The following is an 18412-nucleotide window of genomic DNA, read 5'->3' on the forward strand; positions in this document are numbered from 1 at the left end:
TGCAGACCGTCGGCCCCGCGCAGGCGGGGGTGTTCCCCGTGGGGCGTCAGTCGGTCGAGGTCTTTCGCAGTCGGCCCCGCGCAGGCGGGGGTGTTCCCTGGTTGCCGTCGGCGTCGTCGGCGGTCGCGGTGTCGGCCCCGCGCAGGCGGGGGTGTTCCGTCGATGTCGGCCACGAGCCGGAATCCTACGCCGTCGGCCCCGCGCAGGCGGGGGTGTTCCCACCGGATGCCGCCATACCAGGACAGGCCCCGGGTCGGCCCCGCGCAGGCGGGGGTGTTCCGGCGTGGGTCGAGGCCGCTGCCGTGTGGCAGCCGTCGGCCCCGCGCAGGCGGGGGTGTTCCGTGGGTGGAGCGGACCACTGTTTTCGTTGACATGTCGGCCCCGCGCAGGCGGGGGTGTTCCGTGCTCGGGATGATCCAGTGGGGCGTTCCGCTCGTCGGCCCCGCGCAGGCGGGGGTGTTCCCAGGCCGTAGAGGAAGGGCAGGGTCCTGGTCATGTCGGCCCCGCGCAGGCGGGGGTGTTCCCTGCGCCTCCGCGACCAGCAGCGCCGCCAGGGCGTCGGCCCCGCGCAGGCGGGGGTGTTCCGGACGTGCTCGGGTCGTCCATGCCGCTGTCCCAGTCGGCCCCGCGCAGGCGGGGGTGTTCCTGTGTGTCTGGTATGGGTTTTTTGGGGTGTTGTGTCGGCCCCGCGCAGGCGGGGGTGTTCACCGCGCACGCAGAAATCCCTCCGAGAAGCGCGTGTCGGCCCCGCCCAGTCGGGGCCCGTCCCCGACAGCCACGATGCCGCGCAGGCGCACGTGCAGGTCAGCTCCCAAACCGAGTTCACTAGGCCGAAAAGCCCCTGCCGTGCACCGCGCGCATCAAGCACCGCGCACCGGCGGACCTCACCAAGTGGCTGGGCCAGGCACCCAGCCCAGCCCAGGCCAGGCCCAGGCCCAGGCCAGGCCCAGCCCAGACCCCGCCCCGCCCCGCCCCGCCCCGCCCAGGGCGATTCCCCTCCCCGTCACCCGAGCCTCAGGTGTCCGATCAGCGTCGATTGCGTGCCGAGAGGATCAAGCCGTCGAAGTCGACCGGCCGCCAACGATCGCGGCCCGCTGTCCGGACTGCCCAGCCCTGCTCGTTGGAGGCGGGCTCGACCAGGACTGCCTGGCCGTCGCCGATCCGGGTGGCGAGGAGTTCCCAGATGCGGTCGCGGACACGGCGGCTCGGGTTGCCGACGAAGACTCCGACGTTGACCTCGACCATCCAGCGGGTGAGATGGCCGCGGAGCCCCTCGGGAGCGGCGATCAGGACGATCACTGTCATGGGGCGCCCTCCGGTGACTCCGGGGAGGATGGCTCGTCGAACTCCGGTCCGATGACGGTGATGTGCTGTTCGCCCATACCCGCCTCGACGACTGCGGGGACGCCCCGTCCCGGACGCTCGGGTCCTGCGGGCGGAGCGGCATCCCGTGATCCACCGGAGTGGGCATCGGAGGCCCAGTTCACCCCTGCGGGGACCGATCCTCGGCGCTCGTCCCACAGTTCACTCGTCTCCGGGGTGTCGAAGTCGGTGTCCGGTGGGTTCAAGAGGGCTTTCACGTCGTGCACGACGCGGCCCAGCAGCTTCGTCTCGGCGATCTGGTCGCGCAGGCCGATACGGGCGTCCCGCTCGTCGGTGAGTCCCTGGGCGGCGAGGTCGAAGGCGAGCGGGACGGTGTACTCGGCCTTGTAGAGGTCGGCGATGTCCAGGACGAAGGAGATCGCCGATCCGGTGTGGACGAAGCCCAGACCCGGGCTGGCGCCGAGGCCGACGACGACCGCATGGCAGATGCCGTAGAGCGCGGCGTTGGCCGCGGACAGCAGACGGTTGAGGTCGTCGCCCGCGGCGAAGGCGTCTCCGGCCTTGTAGACGCGGCCGTCCCAGGGCACACCGCTGCGGCGCGAGTGTTCCTGGTAGAGCTTGCGGAAGCGCGCCCCCTCACGGCCCCGCAGCTGCTGCATCGTGGCCTTGGACACGTCCTCGCCGGGGAAGCGCATGCCGTACATGGCGCGGGCGACGTCGAGGCGTTCCTTGGGCCGGGTGACGAGCCATGCCTGGCGGTGGAGCAGGCCCGCGCCACGACTGGGGCCGAGGCCGGCCGCGTACATCCGTACGCCCTGCTCGCCGACCCAGCAGACCGCGGTGCCGGAGTCGGCCAAGAGGCGGATGGCGCCGTGCGTGACACGGGTGCCGGGGCCGATCAGCAGGACGGCGATCATGGCGGCCGGTACGCGTACGGTTTCGCGTTTGTTGATGACGACGACGGCGTTCTCGTCGCGGTCGAGGTGGCTTCGCTCGACGTAGACACTCGATACCCGGTCCACGACGCGGTGCAGGTCGTGCGGGTCGGCCTTCCACCAGGGCTCGGCCATGGCTCAGTCCTTCCGCGTGGGGAGGGGGGCGAGAGTGAGGAGGCCGCAGCCGTACGCCTTGGAAGGGCCGATGCCCTCCAGGAGCCGGGTGGTGAGAGCCGTGGGGTCGGTGACGCGGAGGCGTCCCTCGAAGGTGGCGCTGTGGAAGGTGACGCGGGGACCTTTGCCGCCCTTGGTGAAGGAGTGGCGCTGCCGGTCGATGATGCGGACCTCGCGCGGTGGGTCGATGTCCGCGAGCCCCGGAGGGGTTGCCGGCTCGGGGCCGTCGAGGCCGGGCGCCGGGGGGTCGGTGCGTGATGCCGGGATGTCGAAGCCCCAGCGTTCGGTGCGGTCGAGGAACCAGCCGAGTTGGGCGGCGGCCGTGCGGTGCCCGAGCCGGAAGCCGCGTACGAGCTCGCTGTCCGTACGGGCGGACAGCCGGGCCGCCTGAACGGGGGTGGGGGTGTGCGGTGTCTGGGTGTTCTGGACGGGGCTGGCCGTCAGGCGGAAGGCGAACTCGCGGCCGGTGGCGATCTGCCCCAGGAGAGCAGCGTAGTCGCGGACCGCCACGTGTTCCCCGTCGGCGTCGGGCCAGCCCGCCTGCTCGATCACATGCGTCCAGTCCGGCCTGGAGCTGGTGAGGACGAACAGATGGGGGCGGTGGGGGTTGTCGGCGTCCAGGCGCCAGAGGATGCGCGCGCCGTCCGCCGCTCCCGGGGTGCCCCCCATGACGGCACCGTGCATAGCGCGGGGGTTGGCGAGCAGCAGACGGCTCTGTGCCCGGAGCGGGTTGATACGGATACGGGAGAGATAGGCCATGGCGATCACCAGCCCAGCAGGGCGAAGGGGTCGTGTCCGGCCTCGTCGTCCGAGCCGGTGGGGTGGTCGTCGGTCACGGGAAAGCCGGTGGGGATGCTCAGCCAGCCGTGCCGCACGCGTCGGCTGGTGAAGGTACGGGAGTGCGGATGGAAGGAGGAGGAGACGGGTGCGTCGTGGAGGATGTCGTCCCCGTCCGGGTCCTCCACGGTGACCGCGCGGTCCACCCTGGCGGGGTGGAGGGGATGGCCGAGGCGGCGCTCGCGGCCCCACTCCGCCGCGTACCGTTCGCGGGCCCGCCTGGACACCTGCCAGGGCTCCTCCCGCAGTACGTCCTCGATGCTTCCGTCGCGTACACCGAGCGGGAGCGGTTGAGTGGGAGGGCACGATCGGCGGCCCAGGGCCAGGGGGAACGCGGGGGCACAGAGCGCCTGGTCGAGCGTGTCGAGCAACGGGCGGGGCCCCGCCACAGCGGCGACGAACACCGCGTCCTGGAGGTAGTAGCGCACGGTGACATGCGTGTTCTTCGCGGGGGAGGTCGGCTTCTGGATGCCCTTGGCGTTCACACCGGCCTGGGGCAAGGGACGGCCCCGGTAGTCGCTGACGGTGTGGTAGTCGCGCAGCAGGGTTCCGGGCTGATCGACACGGATTCCCAGGCGCAGGGGCAGAAGTTCGTCGAGCGGGTCCTCGCGGGCACGTCCGGAGGCCGCGGCCAGCAGGCCGATGACTCCGGACTTGGTGGGCTCCGATCCGGTCTCCCGCCGGTTGAAGGAGCTGCGTGAGCCCCACGACTGGAGCGGACCGGCGAGGCGGAGCAGCAGCACCGCATGCCCCTGATCCCGGTCTCGGTCGCGGTCTCGGTCGCGGTCTCGGTCGCGGTCGCGGTCGCGGTCTCGGTCGCGGTCCCGTTGCTGTGGGACGGGCGGTGGGGTCATCGGGCGGCCTGCTTGAGGGTGTCGGTCAGATGGGCGCGCACGCCCTTGAGGAGGTGGGGGAAGGAGACCGCTGTGCCGAAGGTGTGCTCCAGCAGCTCGGCGGTGTCGCCGGGGGTGGGGAAGGTGTGGCACAGGGCGGTGAAGGCGGGGGCGTCGCCCCAGGCGCTGACGGCCCTGGCGTGCTCGTACGCCAGCCGGGCCGCGGAGGCCGCCGCGATTCCGGCGGACCCGGTGACCGGTTCCTCGAAGGCGGAGACGAGGTTGACGGGCTGGTCGGACCGTACGGTGACCGCGACGAGGCTGGGCAGGGTGCGGTGGGCGAAGGAGTTCGCGTATCCCGAGGGGATGGAGCGGGCGAAGGAGGTCAGGAACTCCTCGACCGCGGTCACCGCGGCTTCCTCATCCGTGAGGTTGTGGACGAGCTGGTGCAGGCCGACGGTGGCGTAGCGGTAGAGGGTCGCGGAGTTGAAACCGATGGTGCCGATCATGCCGGCACCGGTCTCCTCTCCCTTCTTCTGTTCGTCGTCCACCGCGGTGAAGTAGTCGAACTCCAGCTCCACCGCGTGGGTGGAGAGCGCGTGCGCGACCTGGGTAGCCGCGTCGACGTTGAGCGCGGGGATGTCGGCGACCATGCGTCCGAAGAGAGCGACATCCATGGGGTGCCCGGTGCTGAACTTCTCCTGGACAGGAAGCTGTTTGATCTCGGCGGCCAGTTCTTCGTCGTCCAGGGCGACGAGTTCGGCCGCCTTGTCCTTGATCAGGGCTGCCACGGCGTCGATCTGGCGGCGGCCGTAGAAGAACAGATAGGCGGAGTCGCCTTCCTTCTTGCCCGCGCTGATCTTCAAGGGCGCCAGAAGTGCTCCTGCCAGGCGGTTCGCCGCCTCGTCGTCCAGGCCGGTCATCACAGCGATCCGCCCGGCCAGCGCCTTGCCGATCCGCCGGGTACGAGTGGCGAGGTCCTGCTCGGGAAGGCGCTCGCTGAAATGGGTCCGGGTGGCGCGCTTCCACGCCTGCGAGGAGACGCGGGAGCGGCGCACCCCGCCGAAGTACGCCTCCTTCGGATTGCCCTGGTCATCCCGGTTGAGGTTGGCCGGGGGCACGGTCTGCACAATGTGCACGTCGATATAGGTGCGGGGCTCGGGCGCCGCCATGGGTCCTCCAGCGGTTCGGTCAGTGGCACAGCAAGGGCATGGGTACGGGGAAGAGGTGGCCGGCTCTGACGGACCGCTGTCCCGTGGGTTGGACTGGACGTCGCGGACGAGGTGCCGGCCGGGAACGCCGACTACCTGCGAGGGAGCCGGAACCGGTCGCGTCGGACCGGTCGGCTCACCGGAGGGCGTCTCGGCGCCATCAGCGCGCCTTCTCGGGTGACTCCTTGCCACCACGGGCGTTCCACGCGTGATAGGCGAGCCCCCAGTCCCGGCGGACACTCTGCCGGGACTCGGCGTAGTGCCAGCGTGTGATGTCCTGGAGCAGTCGGTCGTAGTCGAGCGGCGCGTCCACGGAGCGCAGCTGAGTGACCAGTCCGCGCAGCCGGTAGACCAGAGCGGTGACCGAGGAGGCATGGACCGCCGCCGCGACACGCCGGTCGACGGCCTCCTCACTGAAGCGTCCGCCGCGGTGCAGGGTCCGCAGTGCGGTCCCGATGTGGCTGCCGGGCTGGTGCATGGGGCGGCTCTGGCTCTGCTGGTGCAGGCCGTAGAGCGACAGGGCCGCGTGTTCGGCCTCCAGTTCCGGTGTCACCCGCCCGTCGACGGGGCTGGTGTAGAAGCGCCAGAGCGCGGGTACGGTGCCGGCCGGTCGCCCCAGGCCGGAACGGAGCGCGGCCAGGTCCTCGCCGGGGGGCCGCAGGGACGTCCCGTTCGTCCGCTGGGTGCGCCAGGCACCGCTGCTGTCCACGCGTTGCGTCCAGTAGCGGCGGAGGTCGGGGCTGTCGGCAGGGGTGGTGCCGTGCTGCGGGGTGGTGGACACTGCGGTCCCCTTCCGTCAGAAAGCCATCAGGCGTGAAGTGGAGCCGGAAAGCTCGGAGTCATGGCCCATCGGCCCTTGCGCTGTGCCGCGCGGCGGGTGAGGACCGCGTCCAGACGGTCGCGGAAGTTCCGCTCCGCGGTGCTCAGCCGGTACACGTAGGTCTTGCCGTCCTTGCCGTCCTTGCCGTCCTTGCTTCCTTTGCTCGCCGAGCGGCCGGTGAACAGGCCGGGCGCGGCAGTGGAGAAGACCTGCTCCGCCACCTTCCACGTGGCACGTTCGGCCTTCTCCTCCCAGGCTTCGAGCCCGCGCTCGGACGCGTCGAAGTCCTCTCCCACCATGCGCAGACCGGCCAGCAGCCGCCGCACGACCGGGTCGAGGGCGTGCAGAAGGGTGTCGCCGGGGCGTTGTCCCTTGTCCCAGGGGATCGGTTCGCTGCCGGCGGCCCGCCGAAGATCCGCGGAGAGGCTGTTGACGGCCGCGGCCAGTGCCTCGGCCTGTTCGACAGCGGCCAGGAGCGTGCCGTAGACGATGCCGTCCAGGTCCAGTGCGGTCACCGGGAGCGGGATCTCGTCGAAGAAGATGTCCTCGATGACGGCGGACTGGTTGCCGTACGTGATGCCGGTCAGCTCGATCTGGAGGGGATACGCCTCCGGCAGCCGGTCCAGCGTTTCGCTGAGGGATGTGAGCAGAACACTGGTCCGGAAACCGGCACGGCTGGCGGTCGCCTCGGGGTCCGCGGCCATCCTCTCGACCGCCAGCAGGGCTTCGAGGCCACGCCAGGCGGCTCGCCCCGGCTGATGCCGCCGGGGCCGCTCGCCGGTCGGCGCCGCGGTCCTGGCACTCCTCGTGGCGCTCTGCGTGGTGCTCTTCTCAGCGCTCTTCCTGGCGCGGGACACGGGGCGGTCCCTGATCCAGGTGGTGTGGGGCTCATCGGTGGGCGTCACGGTGAGCCGGTCGCCGGCCGCCACGACGACTCGGGTGACACGGGTCCCGGCGGGGGTCTCCTCGGGGATCAACCGGATACGCCGGGACTGCCAGGTCCAGAGGTCCAGCAGCCCCCGAGCCGACCGCGTCTGCCAGGCGGCGGTGGCACACGACAGGGTGTCCTCGACCCTGCCGTCCCGCGCACGCCGTGCCCATTGCGGCAGGTCGTCCGACAGCGACGCCTGCCCGAAGGGGATGTTCAACAGGAGCGTCTCGTACAGGGTGCGTCCCATGGGCATCACCACGCCCAACTGACCGAGCGGTCCGGTCGGGTTGCCGGTCGTCTTTCCTGCCTTCGCCTGTGGATCGCCTACGACACCGGTCTTGATGGCGGCGGTGTCCCAGCAGTGGGTGTGCACGAGCCAGCGCGCGGCTTGCGCGGGCGTCAGCTCCAGCGGGTCGCCTTCGCTGCGGGAGGAGAACAGGGGCACGTTGTTCCCGGTCGCGGCGGTCGCGACCAGGAGAGCCGATCCTTTCGTCTCCCCCTTGGCCGTGTGCAGTCCGGAAACCTGCGCGAAGGGGTCGACGGAATCCAACAGGTCGAAGAGGTGATGGTGATCGTCCAGATAGCCGACGAGTTTCTGCCGCTGCTCGGGCGTGAAGGCACCGGCCCGAAACATCTCCACCCACTGAGCGGGATTGGCGGGTCGGCCGAGTGCGTGCGTGACGACGGGAAGCAGCACCTGACGGAAAATCGCGGGCTTCTGGGTCGGCAGGTCGACCACAAGGTCCTGCAACCGGTCGGCCTCCAGAAGAAGGCGACGCAGCCCGACTTCCTCCACGACTCCGGAAGGGACCGCACTCCGCTCCGCGGAACCGTCGCCGCCGAGACCCCTTACAGGTAACCAGGGCTCATCCAGCAAATTGAACAACTTGGTCCCCCCAAGCCTTTCTTATGGAACGAGGAATGGAGCGAGGAGTGGAACGGGAATGGAACGGGAATGGATCGATCCCGCACAACCGCGTGAGCCTCTGAGACGGCCGGGCGCCTCGCGCGCAGGACCGGCGGTGACCGCGCGGGACCACCGACACCGCCCCGCCGACCCTCTCTCCCTCATGCTCCGGCCCCAGCCTTGACAGGGGCCGCCGTCTCCTCCACCAGACCCAACTCCTTCTCATAACGCACCACCCGATCGGCAAGAACAGCCCCCCGCCCCGGGTCGAGAACGAGTGCCGGGCTGTATCCGAGCCGAGGGTGACCGAGCCAACCGGGCAGGGGAGCAAGTTCCAGAGCCGCAGCCGCCGTGTAGCGCGGGGGAAGCCGTACTGTCCCGCCGAGGACGTCCTCCAGCAGTGCGTCCGGTACGTCCCCGTTCACCGTCAGGGCGCGTCCCGAGAGCGTCCGATACGTCTCACCGTCCCGCATCAGGACGATGACTTCCGTACCGGCCTCGCCGTCACGGACCACAGCATCCAGGTCGGTGTCCCGACCGGCGCCCGGGACCGAGGAGTAGTGCAGTCCGGACAGGGTCGTACCCTCCCTGTCGCCCCGGCGTGTCAGCAGGCACCCGGATGCGTCGTCGGCTCGCCGCCGCTGTTCCTCCTCCCAGCGCAGCCGGGCCGCTTCCGCGTCCTCGCGCCATGCCCGCGGTATCCGGCCTTCGCCGTCAACCCCGCCCCCGCTCGCTCCCCCGCCCTCGCCCTCGTCCCCGCCCTCGCTGTATCCGAGCGTGACCAGTTCGGGCACCTGCCCGGGAACACGCCAGCCGTCCGTGGCCGTGAAGAGCAGCGCGGCGGCTCTGAGGAGCAGGTGACGCCCGTAGATGAACTCCGACCCGCCGAGAAACCGCGGCGCGGGACGCTTCAGTGACGCCGCCTCGCCCGTACCGTCGAACCCGGTGATCACGACCCGCGGTCTGCCCAGCCGACCGGGACGGGCGGTCCCCTCATGCCGGTGCAAGCGCCCGATCCGCTGAAGCAGCAGGTCGATCGGGGCGAGGTCGGTGATGAGGAGATCCGCGTCGACGTCGAAGGACTGCTCCGCGATCTGAGTGGCCACCACGATCAGTCGCGCCGGTCGGCCCGACGGCCGGTCCTTCTCCCGCGCACCGAGCAGACGCAGGCATTCCTCCGTGCGATCGGCCCGTGGCCCGACCGCGATACGCCCGTGCAGAAGCAGCACATCGTCACCGAAGCGGGTCCGGAGTGCGGCGTACAGCGATTGCGCGCGATCGACGGTGTTCCGGATCACCAGCGCACACCCACCGTCGGCGAGTTCGCGGCCGAGATACGCGGCGACCGCCGCGTCGGCCTCGGCCCTGACCACTCCTCGCTGCTCATACGGCAGTTGCGGACCGGGAATCGTCTCCGGCAGGAAGTCGACGGCGACGGACAGATCGCCGCGCCAACCGGCACAGTCCGCCACGGCGAAGCGCCAGCCGGAGCCGTCGGGTGCCCTCCACACGCTGGTGACCGAGGGGTAGCCGAGCGGATCGGGCAGTGACTCGGCGGAGAACTCCTCGCGGGACACCGCGCCGGCGAGATAGGAGTCGATCAGCTCGCGGCGCTGCCGGGGCGGAAGGGTCGCGGACAGCAGGACGACCGGCACACCCGCCTGGCCCAGCCAGCGCAGGCCCTCCTTGAGGAACTGCGACATATAGACGTCCGCCGCATGGATCTCGTCGAGGACCACGACCTTGCCGGCCAGCCCCGCCATACGGAGCATCACATGCTTGGTCCGGGTCGCGGCGAACAGCAACTGGTCGATGGTGCCGACGACGAAAGGACACAGCAGCCCCCGCTTCGCGCCCAGGAACCACTCGGCCGGCCCCCGCGAGGATGCCTGGGCCGGTACTCCTTCCCGTACGGCGACGTCGGCCCCGTGGAGCCCGTAAAGATCGTCGTCCTGGCACTCCCCATACTCGTCCACTGCTCCGAACCGGTCCTCCGGGGCGGCGGCCCCGTCCGGCTCCAGCAGTTCCTGCCACTCCTTGTTGAACATCCGCTTGCCGTGCAGCAGGGCGACCTGATCGTCCAAGTCCGCCCCGATCCGGCCGACCCAGGACCTGACCTGGCTGAACATCGGATCGCAGGTGGACTGCGTCGGCATCCCCACGAACACGCCGTCCGCACCGAACCTCGCCGCCAGGATCTCGGCCGCCAGCAGTGCGGCCTTCGTCTTGCCCTCCCCCATCGGCGCCTCGACCACCAGCAGACCCGGGGCCTCCATACTCCGCGCCGCTTCCATGACCATCCGCTGCGACGGCCGGGGGTCCTGCCCGAACCGGTCACCGAACGCCTCAGGCCCCGGCTCGGCCAGCCGCCCCCACCCGCCACGCAGACGAAGCCCCTCCCACGCCGCCGCGGCACGGGCGCGGGAGTGCTGGAGGGTCACTCTTTCCAGAACATCGACACCGGTGAAGTGCCGCTCGTCGCTGGCGATCCAGTCCGCCATCACGATGAGCCCGCTCAGATGCAACTGCCCGGCCCGCGAGGGAACCCGGCCGGGCTCCACCTCCGCCAGATCACGAAAGCCCAGGGCATCGGTGAACCGCTGCACCAACGCCTGCTGGACCTCGGGCCAACGGCCACTGCCGGCCAGTTGCCCCCGCGCCGACCGCGCGGGCTGCGTCGCCGCGCGGTCGGGGAACGCGCCATGATGCCCTGCCACCAACGGCCAGACCCAGGCCACGTGCTCCTCGCTCCAGCCGCCCTTCGGCAGGATTCCCTGAAGCAGATACCCGCCGGCCCGGTCATGCCGCCACCTGCACCGAGCGATCGCGGGCTCCGACCAGCCGAGCCCGGCCGCGCGTACCGCTTCCGCGCCTTTCGGCCACATCCGCTGAAACGCGGGCGTGGCCTTCCCGCAGTCATGCACCCCACACAGCCAGGCGAACAGACGACGGCCCCCGCCCGGTCCTCCGGCGATCTCGTCCAGCATTCGCCGGGTGGCGGGCGCAAGGAATCCGTCCCACATACACTCCGCCACAGCTGCCGTGTCCAGGAGATGCGACAGCAGCAGATTCATCGTTCCGCCGGCCTTCTCCTCGGACTTCCCCCACAGCAGACCGAGAAGACCACTGCAACGGTCGTCCGCCTCAACTCCGCTCGTGGACACGCCACCTGCTCTGCTCGGGTCAGTAAAGTGACTGGGGAGTCTAGGGTCAGCATCGAGAAGGAGTGAGGGATTGACCATAGTTGTCTTCTCTCGCTGGCTGTTGACCCATTCTGATCGGAATCTCGGGGCGATCCCACTGAATGAAAACGGCTCGCCTCGCGGATAAAGGTGCAGGTCGCGAAGAGTCGGCCCCGCGCCTGCGGGGGTGTTCCCGAGGCGTTGGCGGCGGCGGCGCAGGCGCTGTAGTCGGCCCCGCGCCTGCGGGGGTGTTCCCGAGTACGGGGGGGACCCCCTGCGGATGCCCACGTCGGCCCCGCGCCTGCGGGGGTGTTCCTCAACGGCAGGCCGACAGGCCCGTCCGATGCGCGTCGGCCCCGCGCCTGCGGGGGTGTTCCTAGTGAGTAAAGTGTGCATGATGGTGCCCCGCCGTCGGCCCCGCGCCTGCGGGGGTGTTCCAGAGCGGCCCGCCCCGGCGATCTGGCCGGGTCAGTCGGCCCCGCGCCTGCGGGGGTGTTCCCAGGGTCGGCGCGCCGTCGGCCGGAGCGGGAGGGTCGGCCCCGCGCCTGCGGGGGTGTTCCAGCGTGGCGTGTACCAGTTCAACCCGCCGTACTGTCGGCCCCGCGCCTGCGGGGGTGTTCCCTACCTGGTCCCGGCGTCCGGGGCGGTGACGCTGTCGGCCCCGCGCCTGCGGGGGTGTTCCGGACGGAGAGGTGCACATGATCGGGTGGGGCCGGTCGGCCCCGCGCCTGCGGGGGTGTTCCCGTGTGTCGTATTGAGGACCTGCCCGACCTGTAGTCGGTCCCGCGCCTGCGGGATGTCCCCCGTCGACACCGATTCACCGGCCCGTGCGGGGTCGGCCCCGCACGGGCCGGTGTTCCAGGGGTGAGGACGTAGACCGCCGTGCTGGCCCCCATGACCCCACCCACCGCCCAAACTGTGTGGACCCCGCTGTCAACTGATCCTGCAGCAGTCCCGAGCGCGGTTCCTGTCACACGTTGTCGCGGTCAATACCGGGCAGTGGGGTCACGCTGCCTCGCTCGCCTCACCACTCCCCGTACCCCGCCATACCCTGCCCGAGGGCACCGAGGGCAGACCAACCATCGTCCGTCGCACATAGCCGGCGAGCGGGAGTCCACGGCCCCGAGGCGGACCGGCTGCCGGATCGCGAACGCCGGGACCAAGCCGGGCACGTGCTACCACCCGTGCGTCGAGAACGGCTCCCCCTTGGCGTAATGGCGGAGCCCGAGCGCGTTGTACGGAACGGTGTGGGACGGCAGGTGGGCGATCGGGTGCCATTGCAGGCCCGCGCACTTGTGGGGCTCCATGTTGCGCGGCTCGCCGTCCCAGTGCCGCGCGGTGAAGAACCAGCCGATGCGGGCCTGGCCCTCGGGGTTGCGGAAGTGCATCACATGCACCGCCCTCAGGGCTTCCCGCTCGACGGTGACGCCGATCTCCTCGTGCCCTTCGCGGATGACGGCGTCGTAGACGTCCTCGCCGGTCTCCAGCTTGCCGGAGGGGAGGTTGAGCATGCCGTCGGCGTAGCCGGTGCCCTGGCGTTCGGCGAGACACACGGCCCCGTCGCGCTCCAGGATGAGCATCACGTCGATCACGGGGCGCTGGGGAGCCATGTGCGTCCTTGGGGCCGGTGGGGTGCGGGTACCGGCAACGGACTCTAGCCGGGCTCAGGGGGCGATCAGACCCATGCCGCTCAGGCGTTCCGACGTCCAATGGACCCGTTCGGTCACGGTCAGGCCCGTGGGGAGCTTCAGCGGCTGCACTTCGCAGGAGCGCAGGGTTCGCCAGAGTGCGTCGTCGGTCTCGTCCTGGAGGCTGAGGACCTTCTCCCGCATGCGGTCGCCGCCGGCCTTCTGGTCGTAGCGGTCCTGGCAGTACACGACGGCGTCGTAGGCGACGGGCATCCAGGCGCGGCACAGTGCTTCGGCGGCTCCGAGGACCCGGCTCATGTGCGGTTCGAGCGGGTCGAGGACCAGGCCGGCGAGGGCGAGGACGTTGGCGGGGGTCTTGTCGGTGATGAGGAGCTGGTGGTGGCGGGCGGCGCGCAGGGGGACGGTGAGGTGCTGGGCCAGCAGGTCGAGTTCGGCGATGAGGTCGAAGTCGCCCAGTCCGTGCAGGACGATTTCTTCCATGAAGGGGCTGGCGCGGGCGGGTTCGCCGGTGCTGGTGACGTTGACGCCGTGTTCGCGCAGGTGGGCGGTGAGTGCGTGGACGAGGGTGGTCTTGCCTGCCGCCTGGGTGCCTTCGACGGCGATGACGCGGCATCCGCGGATGGTCACGGGTCCTCCTCCAGGAGGGTGGTGAAGGTGGGGTCGTCCAGCCAGGCCCAGGCGCCCCGGGCCCCGAGGGCGAGGGACCGGTTGACGTTCAGGCCGGGCTCCGGCCGTCGTACGAGGCCCTCGTTGAGCGCGGCGACGTAGGCGGTGGACAGGGAGTGGCGCAGGTTCAGGACGCTGACCCGCTCGCGGCCCTCGGGCCCGCCGGTCTCGATCCACCGCCGGTGCCAGGCGGGCATGGACGTGCGGCGCAGCTCGGGCTGGGTGACGTCGAGCCCCAGTTCGGTGCATACGTCGACCAGGCGGCGGGACGTGCCGGTCAGGAGGTGCCCGGCGTCGTAGCGGGGGTCGACGTACCGGCCCCCGTCCTGGGTGACGGCCTCTCGGCGCTGCCTCCACCGCTCGCGTGCCCGCTGAAGGGCGGGCCGGGCGTCCGCCGGTGCGTTGGCCTCCAGGACGGACAGGTCGGCGCAGAACTGGTGGCCGGTGACGATGTCCGCCGTCCGTTCGGCCACGGCCACCGCACGCGCGGCGTGCCTGATCAGCGGGTCCGTCTCGTCGGGCTCCTCGACGTAGACGCTGGTCCAGTCGAACGGGACATCGGCCAGGTCGGCGGTATGGCTGGTGGGGAGGTCGAGCCAGGCGACGCTGTAGCAGAACGGGCGTCGGCCGTTCTTGACCCGGTAGTTCTTCGTCCACTCCACGTCGACGGACGCGATCCGTACGGTCCCGGTGCGTCGGGGCGGGGGCTCCAGCGCGTGGGCGGCGGACATGCTGCTCGTGATGATCATCGGGTGCTCTCCGCCGGAGGGCGGGGCCCTGTGCCGGGTGCGTACGGCCCGGCAGGATGCGGCTTGACGGTGGTGGGGACCGGGCCGCCCAGGAAAGGCGGAGCGGCGCTCCACGCCACCTGTTCGAGTGGGTCGCGGATGCTCAGCGCTCCCTGCCAGTGCAGGCGGCCCGTTCTGAGGCCGCCGAGCAGCGCGGTGGCCAGAGCGGAGTACAGAACGCCGGCGGCCAGCGCGTCCCCGTCGACCGGGGCACCGGCGGCTGGGCGGTCGCACTGCCGCTGGGCGCTGTCCTGCTGGCGCCCGCCCTCGAACCCGTCGAGCGGGACGAGGTTGTGGGCGACGGCAGTGTCGCTGATGAGGCCGGTCGGACCGAGGTCCAGGGCGGTGTCCACGCACAGTGCCGTACCCCTGTACGGCCGCGCCCGGTCCTCCCAGCCGTCCGCCACCACGTGCACGCCCGGGTGCCGGGCCTCGTGCTCGACCCCCGGGAGCCGACGCAGGACGTGCAGGTCGTCCGCGCCGCTGTGCCAGGCGATGATCCGCGCCTCGCGGCGGGCCTGCACGAGCAGAGTGTCGAGCTGCTGGACGACGGCCCGGTCCTCCCCCATCGTGCCGGGGATCAGCACCCGGTATCCGAAGTGCGCGAGGGGCGCGGACACGGCCGTTGAACGCGTGCGGTGAATCCGCAGGAACACCGCGGCGGCACCCATGAGAACAGAACCGGGTCGCCGCCGGCCTCTCCCCACAGCAGGGAGAACGCGGCCAGCCGGGCACCTGCCGGGCGCTGCACCGGCGAGGTGCTCGACCCGAAGGGCGTCTCGGGCCATCCCAGGTTCGTCCGCTGCTCCACCTCACACCCCCTGGGCGAGTGCGTGGATGGAACGGCCGACGTACTTGGAGACGTGGTTCTCCTTGAAGCGGTACCGCGCCCAGATGTCCGCGATCGGCTCCTCCAGGGCGTTGCCGAGCGGCTCCCACAGGTCCGGCGCGTCGTAGACGGGCCACGCCCGCGCCACACCGTTCGGCTCGACGACGATCATGTGTCCCTCGTTCTGCGGGGTCCACGCGGTGAGCCGCAGCGCCGGGGACCACTGCATCTGCGTCCGCAGATCCCGCAGCCGGGCGAACACCGCATCGGCCTCGCCGGTGGTGATGAACTCGTGGTCGGCGAGGTTGAGCGCGTTTCCCTTGCGCAGGGGCAGGATCAGCTTCACCTTGGTCGCGTCGAGCACATCCCCGATCTGCACGGTGTACGGCAGGACCGAGAGGGTCGAGCGGTAGACCACGGCGGACAGGGCGAGGGGGATACCTGCCTCCTGAAGGACTCGGACGCCGGTCATCGTCCTGTCGTAGTCCCCGCGCACCCGCCGGAACGCGGCCCGGGGTCCCTCCAACCCGACGTTGGCGTATGCGATCTTCCCGGCGATGTTCCGTGCGTGGTCCGCTGCGTGCGTGGCGTTCGTGGGCACGGCCACGATGTGGTGCCCGTGGAAGATGTCCACGACCTCGCCGAAGTCCTTGCGCATCAGCGGCTCACCGCCGGACAGGAAGACCCGTCCGGTTCCGGTCAGGTTCTGGCGGATGGTGTCGAGCTGGTCGAGGGTGGGGTCGGGCAGCTGAAGGGTCTCCGAGCAGAAGGTGCAGTCGAAGTCGCACCGCTTGGTGACCTGCACGATCACGGAGAGCGGGGCGGTGAGCGTGTTCGCGGCGGCGGTGATGTCGAGTTCCGCCGGGGCGGCGAAGTGCTGCCCGTTGAAGGCGTATGCGACGCCTCCGCTCATTTCCCGACGCCGCTGCGCGGGAACTGCGGGTGTCCCGAGGTCAGTCATTCGTACCTCCGTGTTCGGGTTGGGATGGACAGAACCGCGGTGCCGACCTCGGCGCTGCGGGCTGTGCACCATCCGCCTGCCTCGATGTCAGGTCCGGCTGACGGACAGTTGGAGCGGGCTGTTGTGCGGTGCCTGGCCCGAGACGGCATCCCGTCGGCGCCCGGCTCACCGCTTGTGTCGGCCGTGATGGGCCCGGCGCGGAAGCTCTCATGACCCGCCGGGGAAGGAACAACAGGCCACGGCGACCCCCGCGCCGGTCCTGGTGACCGGTGCTGGAGCGTTCGGGGGCGGCCCAGCACCGGCTCCGCCCGCCGCCGACCGATGAGCGGGCGGAGGCGGAGCCTGTCGGGAGGGACTCGGTGGGAGACTCGGTGCGGAACTCCCACCAGGCAGGTGTCTACACGGCCGTGGCCTCAGCCCCGCGCGGCATTCCAAGGAGCAGGTCCACGACCTGTCCGTGGTCCTTCGCCAGGAGGCTCTGCTCGATGCGGCGCAGCGGGTGACCGGCGGCGTACTCGCTGATGGCGGACCGCTCGACCCAGCGGGCCTCGCCCAGCCAGCCGGTCTCGGTGACCACAGGCTCGACGCCGTCAGGGATGCGCACCGCGTACACGAAGTTCAGTCCCTCGCAGTGCAGACCCGGCTTCGCCGGGACGAAGTCGAAGGCGAGCAGGTCCCCGGCCGTGGCCTCCAGACGCAGCCGCGCGGCGAGGACGCGGCTCAGGGCCCCGTCGGGTGTCTCGCCGGGGGCGGCGGAGCCTCCGGGGAGGCTCCAGACGGACTCGTTGTTCCGGTGAGGCTTCGTGACCAGGAGCAAGCTCCTGCCCCTCATGATCACGGCGTGTACGCCCATCCGGCGAGGGGACGGGAAGGCGAACCCGTCCCGTGTGCGGTCGTGCTGGGTCTGGCGCTCGATTTCGGGCATGGGTCGCTCCTGGTGTCCGTCGTATGAAGTGTCCGGCGCGGTGACGATCCGCGCCGCAGTGGTGCCTGCCTGGGGGTCAGGGCCGACGGCAGGTCGTCATCGGCCCAAGGCAGGGATCTGGCGGCGCCACGAACCGCTGAAGGAAGCCGGAAGGACTCCTCTGTGCCCCCGATCACCGGTCTCCTCCCGCCACCAGGTCTTCGCCCGGCACGGGGAAGGAGCACGCGACCGTCATGCCGTCGTCCTCGACGCCCCAGGCGCCGCCGAGTTCGTGAACCGTGGCCGCCACGATGTGCGGACCGCGACCGTGCTCGTCTGCGTCGCCGGTCGAGCGGGGGGCGCAGACCCCGGCACGGCTGTTCCGTACGGCGATGCGCAGTCGGCCGTCCCCGAGGGCCAGGGTGAAGCCGACATCCGCGCCCCGGCTGTGCACGACCGCGTTGGTGACCAGTTCGGAGACGATGAGCGTCACCTCGAACTCCACCACGGTGAGCCCGTGGTGGCCCAGGAACGCGCGGGTGATACGCCGCATGCCGCTCACTCGTCCGGCGTCCCGCGGGGACACGTCATGGGGCGAGCCGGGCGGAGCGATCTCGAACGTCACCTCCACACGACCCTGCGGACGAGCACGGCCACGATGCTGGTGCGGCAGCCCCTCGCGGCCGGGTAAGCCCGTCTCGGCCGAAGGGGTCGTGCTCGGTGCGGCAGCCGTACCCATGGCCTCCTCCTCGTCGCTTGCGGGCATTCAGCGTCGCGGTACGAGAGGGGCGGCGGCTACGACGTCGTTATGTCTTCTGGTTGACCTTTCGGGTGAAGCCGTGACGCCGATATGACTTCTTCCTGCCATTCTGGAGAATGGGGTTCCCGAGGGAAGCCGCCGTGGTATTCCATGAGCGGGAACGCAATTCCGTGGAGGGGACATGGATCAGAGTCAGCGCACGGTGTTGTTCCTCCTGGCCCACAGGCGGGGTATCCGCTCCCATCAGGCATTCGGCGAGGAATTCACCCGCGTCGCCGACCGGTTACGATCCGAGGGCCACGATGTGTCCCCGCCTCCGGCAGCACGCCATTTCGAGCGCTTCCTGAAGGTCGGGGAAGTAAAGACAACTCCCCACGCGCCCATGGCAAGAGTCCCTGGAGCACATGTTCCAGACCGCCGTGGGAGATCTCTTCCGCCCCGCTTCCGAATTCCTGGAACGTGAGCGGGAAACCCCCACCCGGGCCGTGTCCCCGCCCCCGCTCGACGAAAGTGATCTGCTGATGGCCGCTCGGGAAGCCTCCTCACATGCCGGAATAGCGGCTTCGATGCACGTGGACGATCTCAGCCTCGACCAGCTCCATGACGACCTGGTCCAGCTCGCGCGCAGGTACAGCGCACGACCCCGGACGTCGTCTACCAGGACGCGACCAGCCTGCTGAACCAGGCTCAGGTGCTGCTGGA

15 protein-coding genes and 2 CRISPR repeat arrays (1 of these 17 running past the window's edge) are annotated in these 18412 nt (G+C 70.6%); all 15 genes read right to left on the reverse strand.

Annotated features, from left to right (window positions below; all coding sequences use genetic code 11):
* Window positions 1-768: a CRISPR direct-repeat array (repeat unit 28 nt; unit sequence GTCGGCCCCGCGCAGGCGGGGGTGTTCC) (it extends 114 nt beyond the left edge of the window).
* Window positions 769-1026: 258 nt separating this feature from the next.
* The gene (cas2e, locus tag AB0D49_RS33700; RefSeq protein WP_362765162.1) at window positions 1027-1305 is read right to left on the reverse strand and encodes a type I-E CRISPR-associated endoribonuclease Cas2e; all 279 of its coding nucleotides are present in this window, start codon (window positions 1303-1305) and stop codon (window positions 1027-1029) included.
* Entirely contained in the window at window positions 1302-2393 is a 1092-nt protein-coding gene (gene cas1e, locus AB0D49_RS33705; RefSeq protein ID WP_362765165.1) for a type I-E CRISPR-associated endonuclease Cas1e, read from the reverse strand. Before cas1e ends, cas2e begins: the two co-directional genes overlap by 4 nt.
* A 3-nt stretch (window positions 2394-2396) precedes the next feature.
* On the reverse strand, window positions 2397-3191 hold the full coding sequence (cas6e, locus tag AB0D49_RS33710) for a type I-E CRISPR-associated protein Cas6/Cse3/CasE (RefSeq protein WP_362765167.1): 795 nt from the start codon (window positions 3189-3191) through the stop codon (window positions 2397-2399).
* Window positions 3192-3196: 5 nt separating this feature from the next.
* A complete protein-coding gene (cas5e, locus tag AB0D49_RS33715) occupies window positions 3197-4012 on the reverse strand; it encodes a type I-E CRISPR-associated protein Cas5/CasD (RefSeq protein ID WP_362765170.1) in 816 nt (271 codons plus the stop codon).
* Window positions 4013-4119: 107 nt separating this feature from the next.
* Entirely contained in the window at window positions 4120-5274 is a 1155-nt protein-coding gene (cas7e, locus tag AB0D49_RS33720) for a type I-E CRISPR-associated protein Cas7/Cse4/CasC (RefSeq protein ID WP_362765172.1), read from the reverse strand.
* A 199-nt stretch (window positions 5275-5473) separates the two neighbouring features.
* Window positions 5474-6094, reverse strand: a complete 621-nt coding sequence (casB, locus tag AB0D49_RS33725) for a type I-E CRISPR-associated protein Cse2/CasB (protein ID WP_362765175.1) — start codon at window positions 6092-6094, stop codon at window positions 5474-5476.
* 26 nt (window positions 6095-6120) lie between these two features.
* Entirely contained in the window at window positions 6121-7950 is a 1830-nt protein-coding gene (casA, locus tag AB0D49_RS33730; RefSeq protein WP_362765178.1) for a type I-E CRISPR-associated protein Cse1/CasA, read from the reverse strand.
* Window positions 7951-8132: 182 nt separating this feature from the next.
* Window positions 8133-11135, reverse strand: a complete 3003-nt coding sequence (gene cas3 / locus AB0D49_RS33735; protein WP_362765180.1) for a CRISPR-associated helicase Cas3' — start codon at window positions 11133-11135, stop codon at window positions 8133-8135.
* Window positions 11136-11319: 184 nt separating this feature from the next.
* Window positions 11320-11957: direct repeats of the CRISPR family, unit length 28 nt; unit sequence GTCGGCCCCGCGCCTGCGGGGGTGTTCC.
* A gap of 371 nt (window positions 11958-12328) precedes the next feature.
* Complete coding sequence (locus AB0D49_RS33740; RefSeq protein WP_362765183.1) at window positions 12329-12763, reverse strand: NUDIX domain-containing protein; 435 nt, start codon at window positions 12761-12763, stop codon at window positions 12329-12331.
* Window positions 12764-12817: 54 nt separating this feature from the next.
* Window positions 12818-13429, reverse strand: a complete 612-nt coding sequence (locus AB0D49_RS33745) for an AAA family ATPase (RefSeq protein WP_362765186.1) — start codon at window positions 13427-13429, stop codon at window positions 12818-12820.
* Window positions 13426-14217 carry a hypothetical protein gene (locus AB0D49_RS33750; RefSeq protein ID WP_362765189.1) on the reverse strand — a complete coding sequence of 264 codons (792 nt, stop codon included), beginning with the start codon at window positions 14215-14217 and terminating at the stop codon, window positions 13426-13428. The genes AB0D49_RS33745 and AB0D49_RS33750 overlap by 4 nt, the downstream gene beginning before the upstream one ends.
* A complete protein-coding gene (locus AB0D49_RS33755) occupies window positions 14214-14876 on the reverse strand; it encodes a hypothetical protein (RefSeq protein WP_362765191.1) in 663 nt (220 codons plus the stop codon). Before AB0D49_RS33755 ends, AB0D49_RS33750 begins: the two co-directional genes overlap by 4 nt.
* A gap of 192 nt (window positions 14877-15068) precedes the next feature.
* Window positions 15069-15998: a radical SAM protein gene (locus tag AB0D49_RS33760; protein ID WP_362765194.1), complete on the reverse strand. Its 930-nt coding sequence runs from the start codon at window positions 15996-15998 to the stop codon at window positions 15069-15071.
* 445 nt (window positions 15999-16443) lie between these two features.
* Window positions 16444-16971, reverse strand: a complete 528-nt coding sequence (locus AB0D49_RS33765; RefSeq protein ID WP_362765197.1) for an NUDIX hydrolase — start codon at window positions 16969-16971, stop codon at window positions 16444-16446.
* A 172-nt stretch (window positions 16972-17143) separates the two neighbouring features.
* Window positions 17144-17716, reverse strand: coding sequence for an ATP-binding protein (locus AB0D49_RS33770; RefSeq protein WP_362765200.1), 573 nt, complete (start codon window positions 17714-17716; stop codon window positions 17144-17146).
* Window positions 17717-18412 lie beyond the last annotated feature (696 nt).

This window comes from Streptomyces sp. NPDC048290 (genome assembly GCF_040652095.1).
Lineage (GTDB): Bacteria > Actinomycetota > Actinomycetes > Streptomycetales > Streptomycetaceae > Streptomyces.

What these genes read in the sequence shown, in the direction of transcription:
- cas7e (WP_362765172.1), bottom strand. Translation starts at nt 5,274, where the DNA reads ATGGCGGCGCCCGAGCCCCGCACCTATATCGACGTGCACATTGTGCAG.
- AB0D49_RS33770 (WP_362765200.1), bottom strand. Translation starts at nt 17,716, where the DNA reads ATGCCCGCAAGCGACGAGGAGGAGGCCATGGGTACGGCTGCCGCACCG.
- AB0D49_RS33760 (WP_362765194.1), bottom strand. Translation starts at nt 15,998, where the DNA reads ATGAGCGGAGGCGTCGCATACGCCTTCAACGGGCAGCACTTCGCCGCC.
- AB0D49_RS33740 (WP_362765183.1), bottom strand. Translation starts at nt 12,763, where the DNA reads ATGGCTCCCCAGCGCCCCGTGATCGACGTGATGCTCATCCTGGAGCGC.
- AB0D49_RS33750 (WP_362765189.1), bottom strand. Translation starts at nt 14,217, where the DNA reads ATGATCATCACGAGCAGCATGTCCGCCGCCCACGCGCTGGAGCCCCCG.
- cas2e (WP_362765162.1), bottom strand. Translation starts at nt 1,305, where the DNA reads ATGACAGTGATCGTCCTGATCGCCGCTCCCGAGGGGCTCCGCGGCCAT.
- cas1e (WP_362765165.1), bottom strand. Translation starts at nt 2,393, where the DNA reads ATGGCCGAGCCCTGGTGGAAGGCCGACCCGCACGACCTGCACCGCGTC.
- cas6e (WP_362765167.1), bottom strand. Translation starts at nt 3,191, where the DNA reads ATGGCCTATCTCTCCCGTATCCGTATCAACCCGCTCCGGGCACAGAGC.
- AB0D49_RS33765 (WP_362765197.1), bottom strand. Translation starts at nt 16,971, where the DNA reads ATGCCCGAAATCGAGCGCCAGACCCAGCACGACCGCACACGGGACGGG.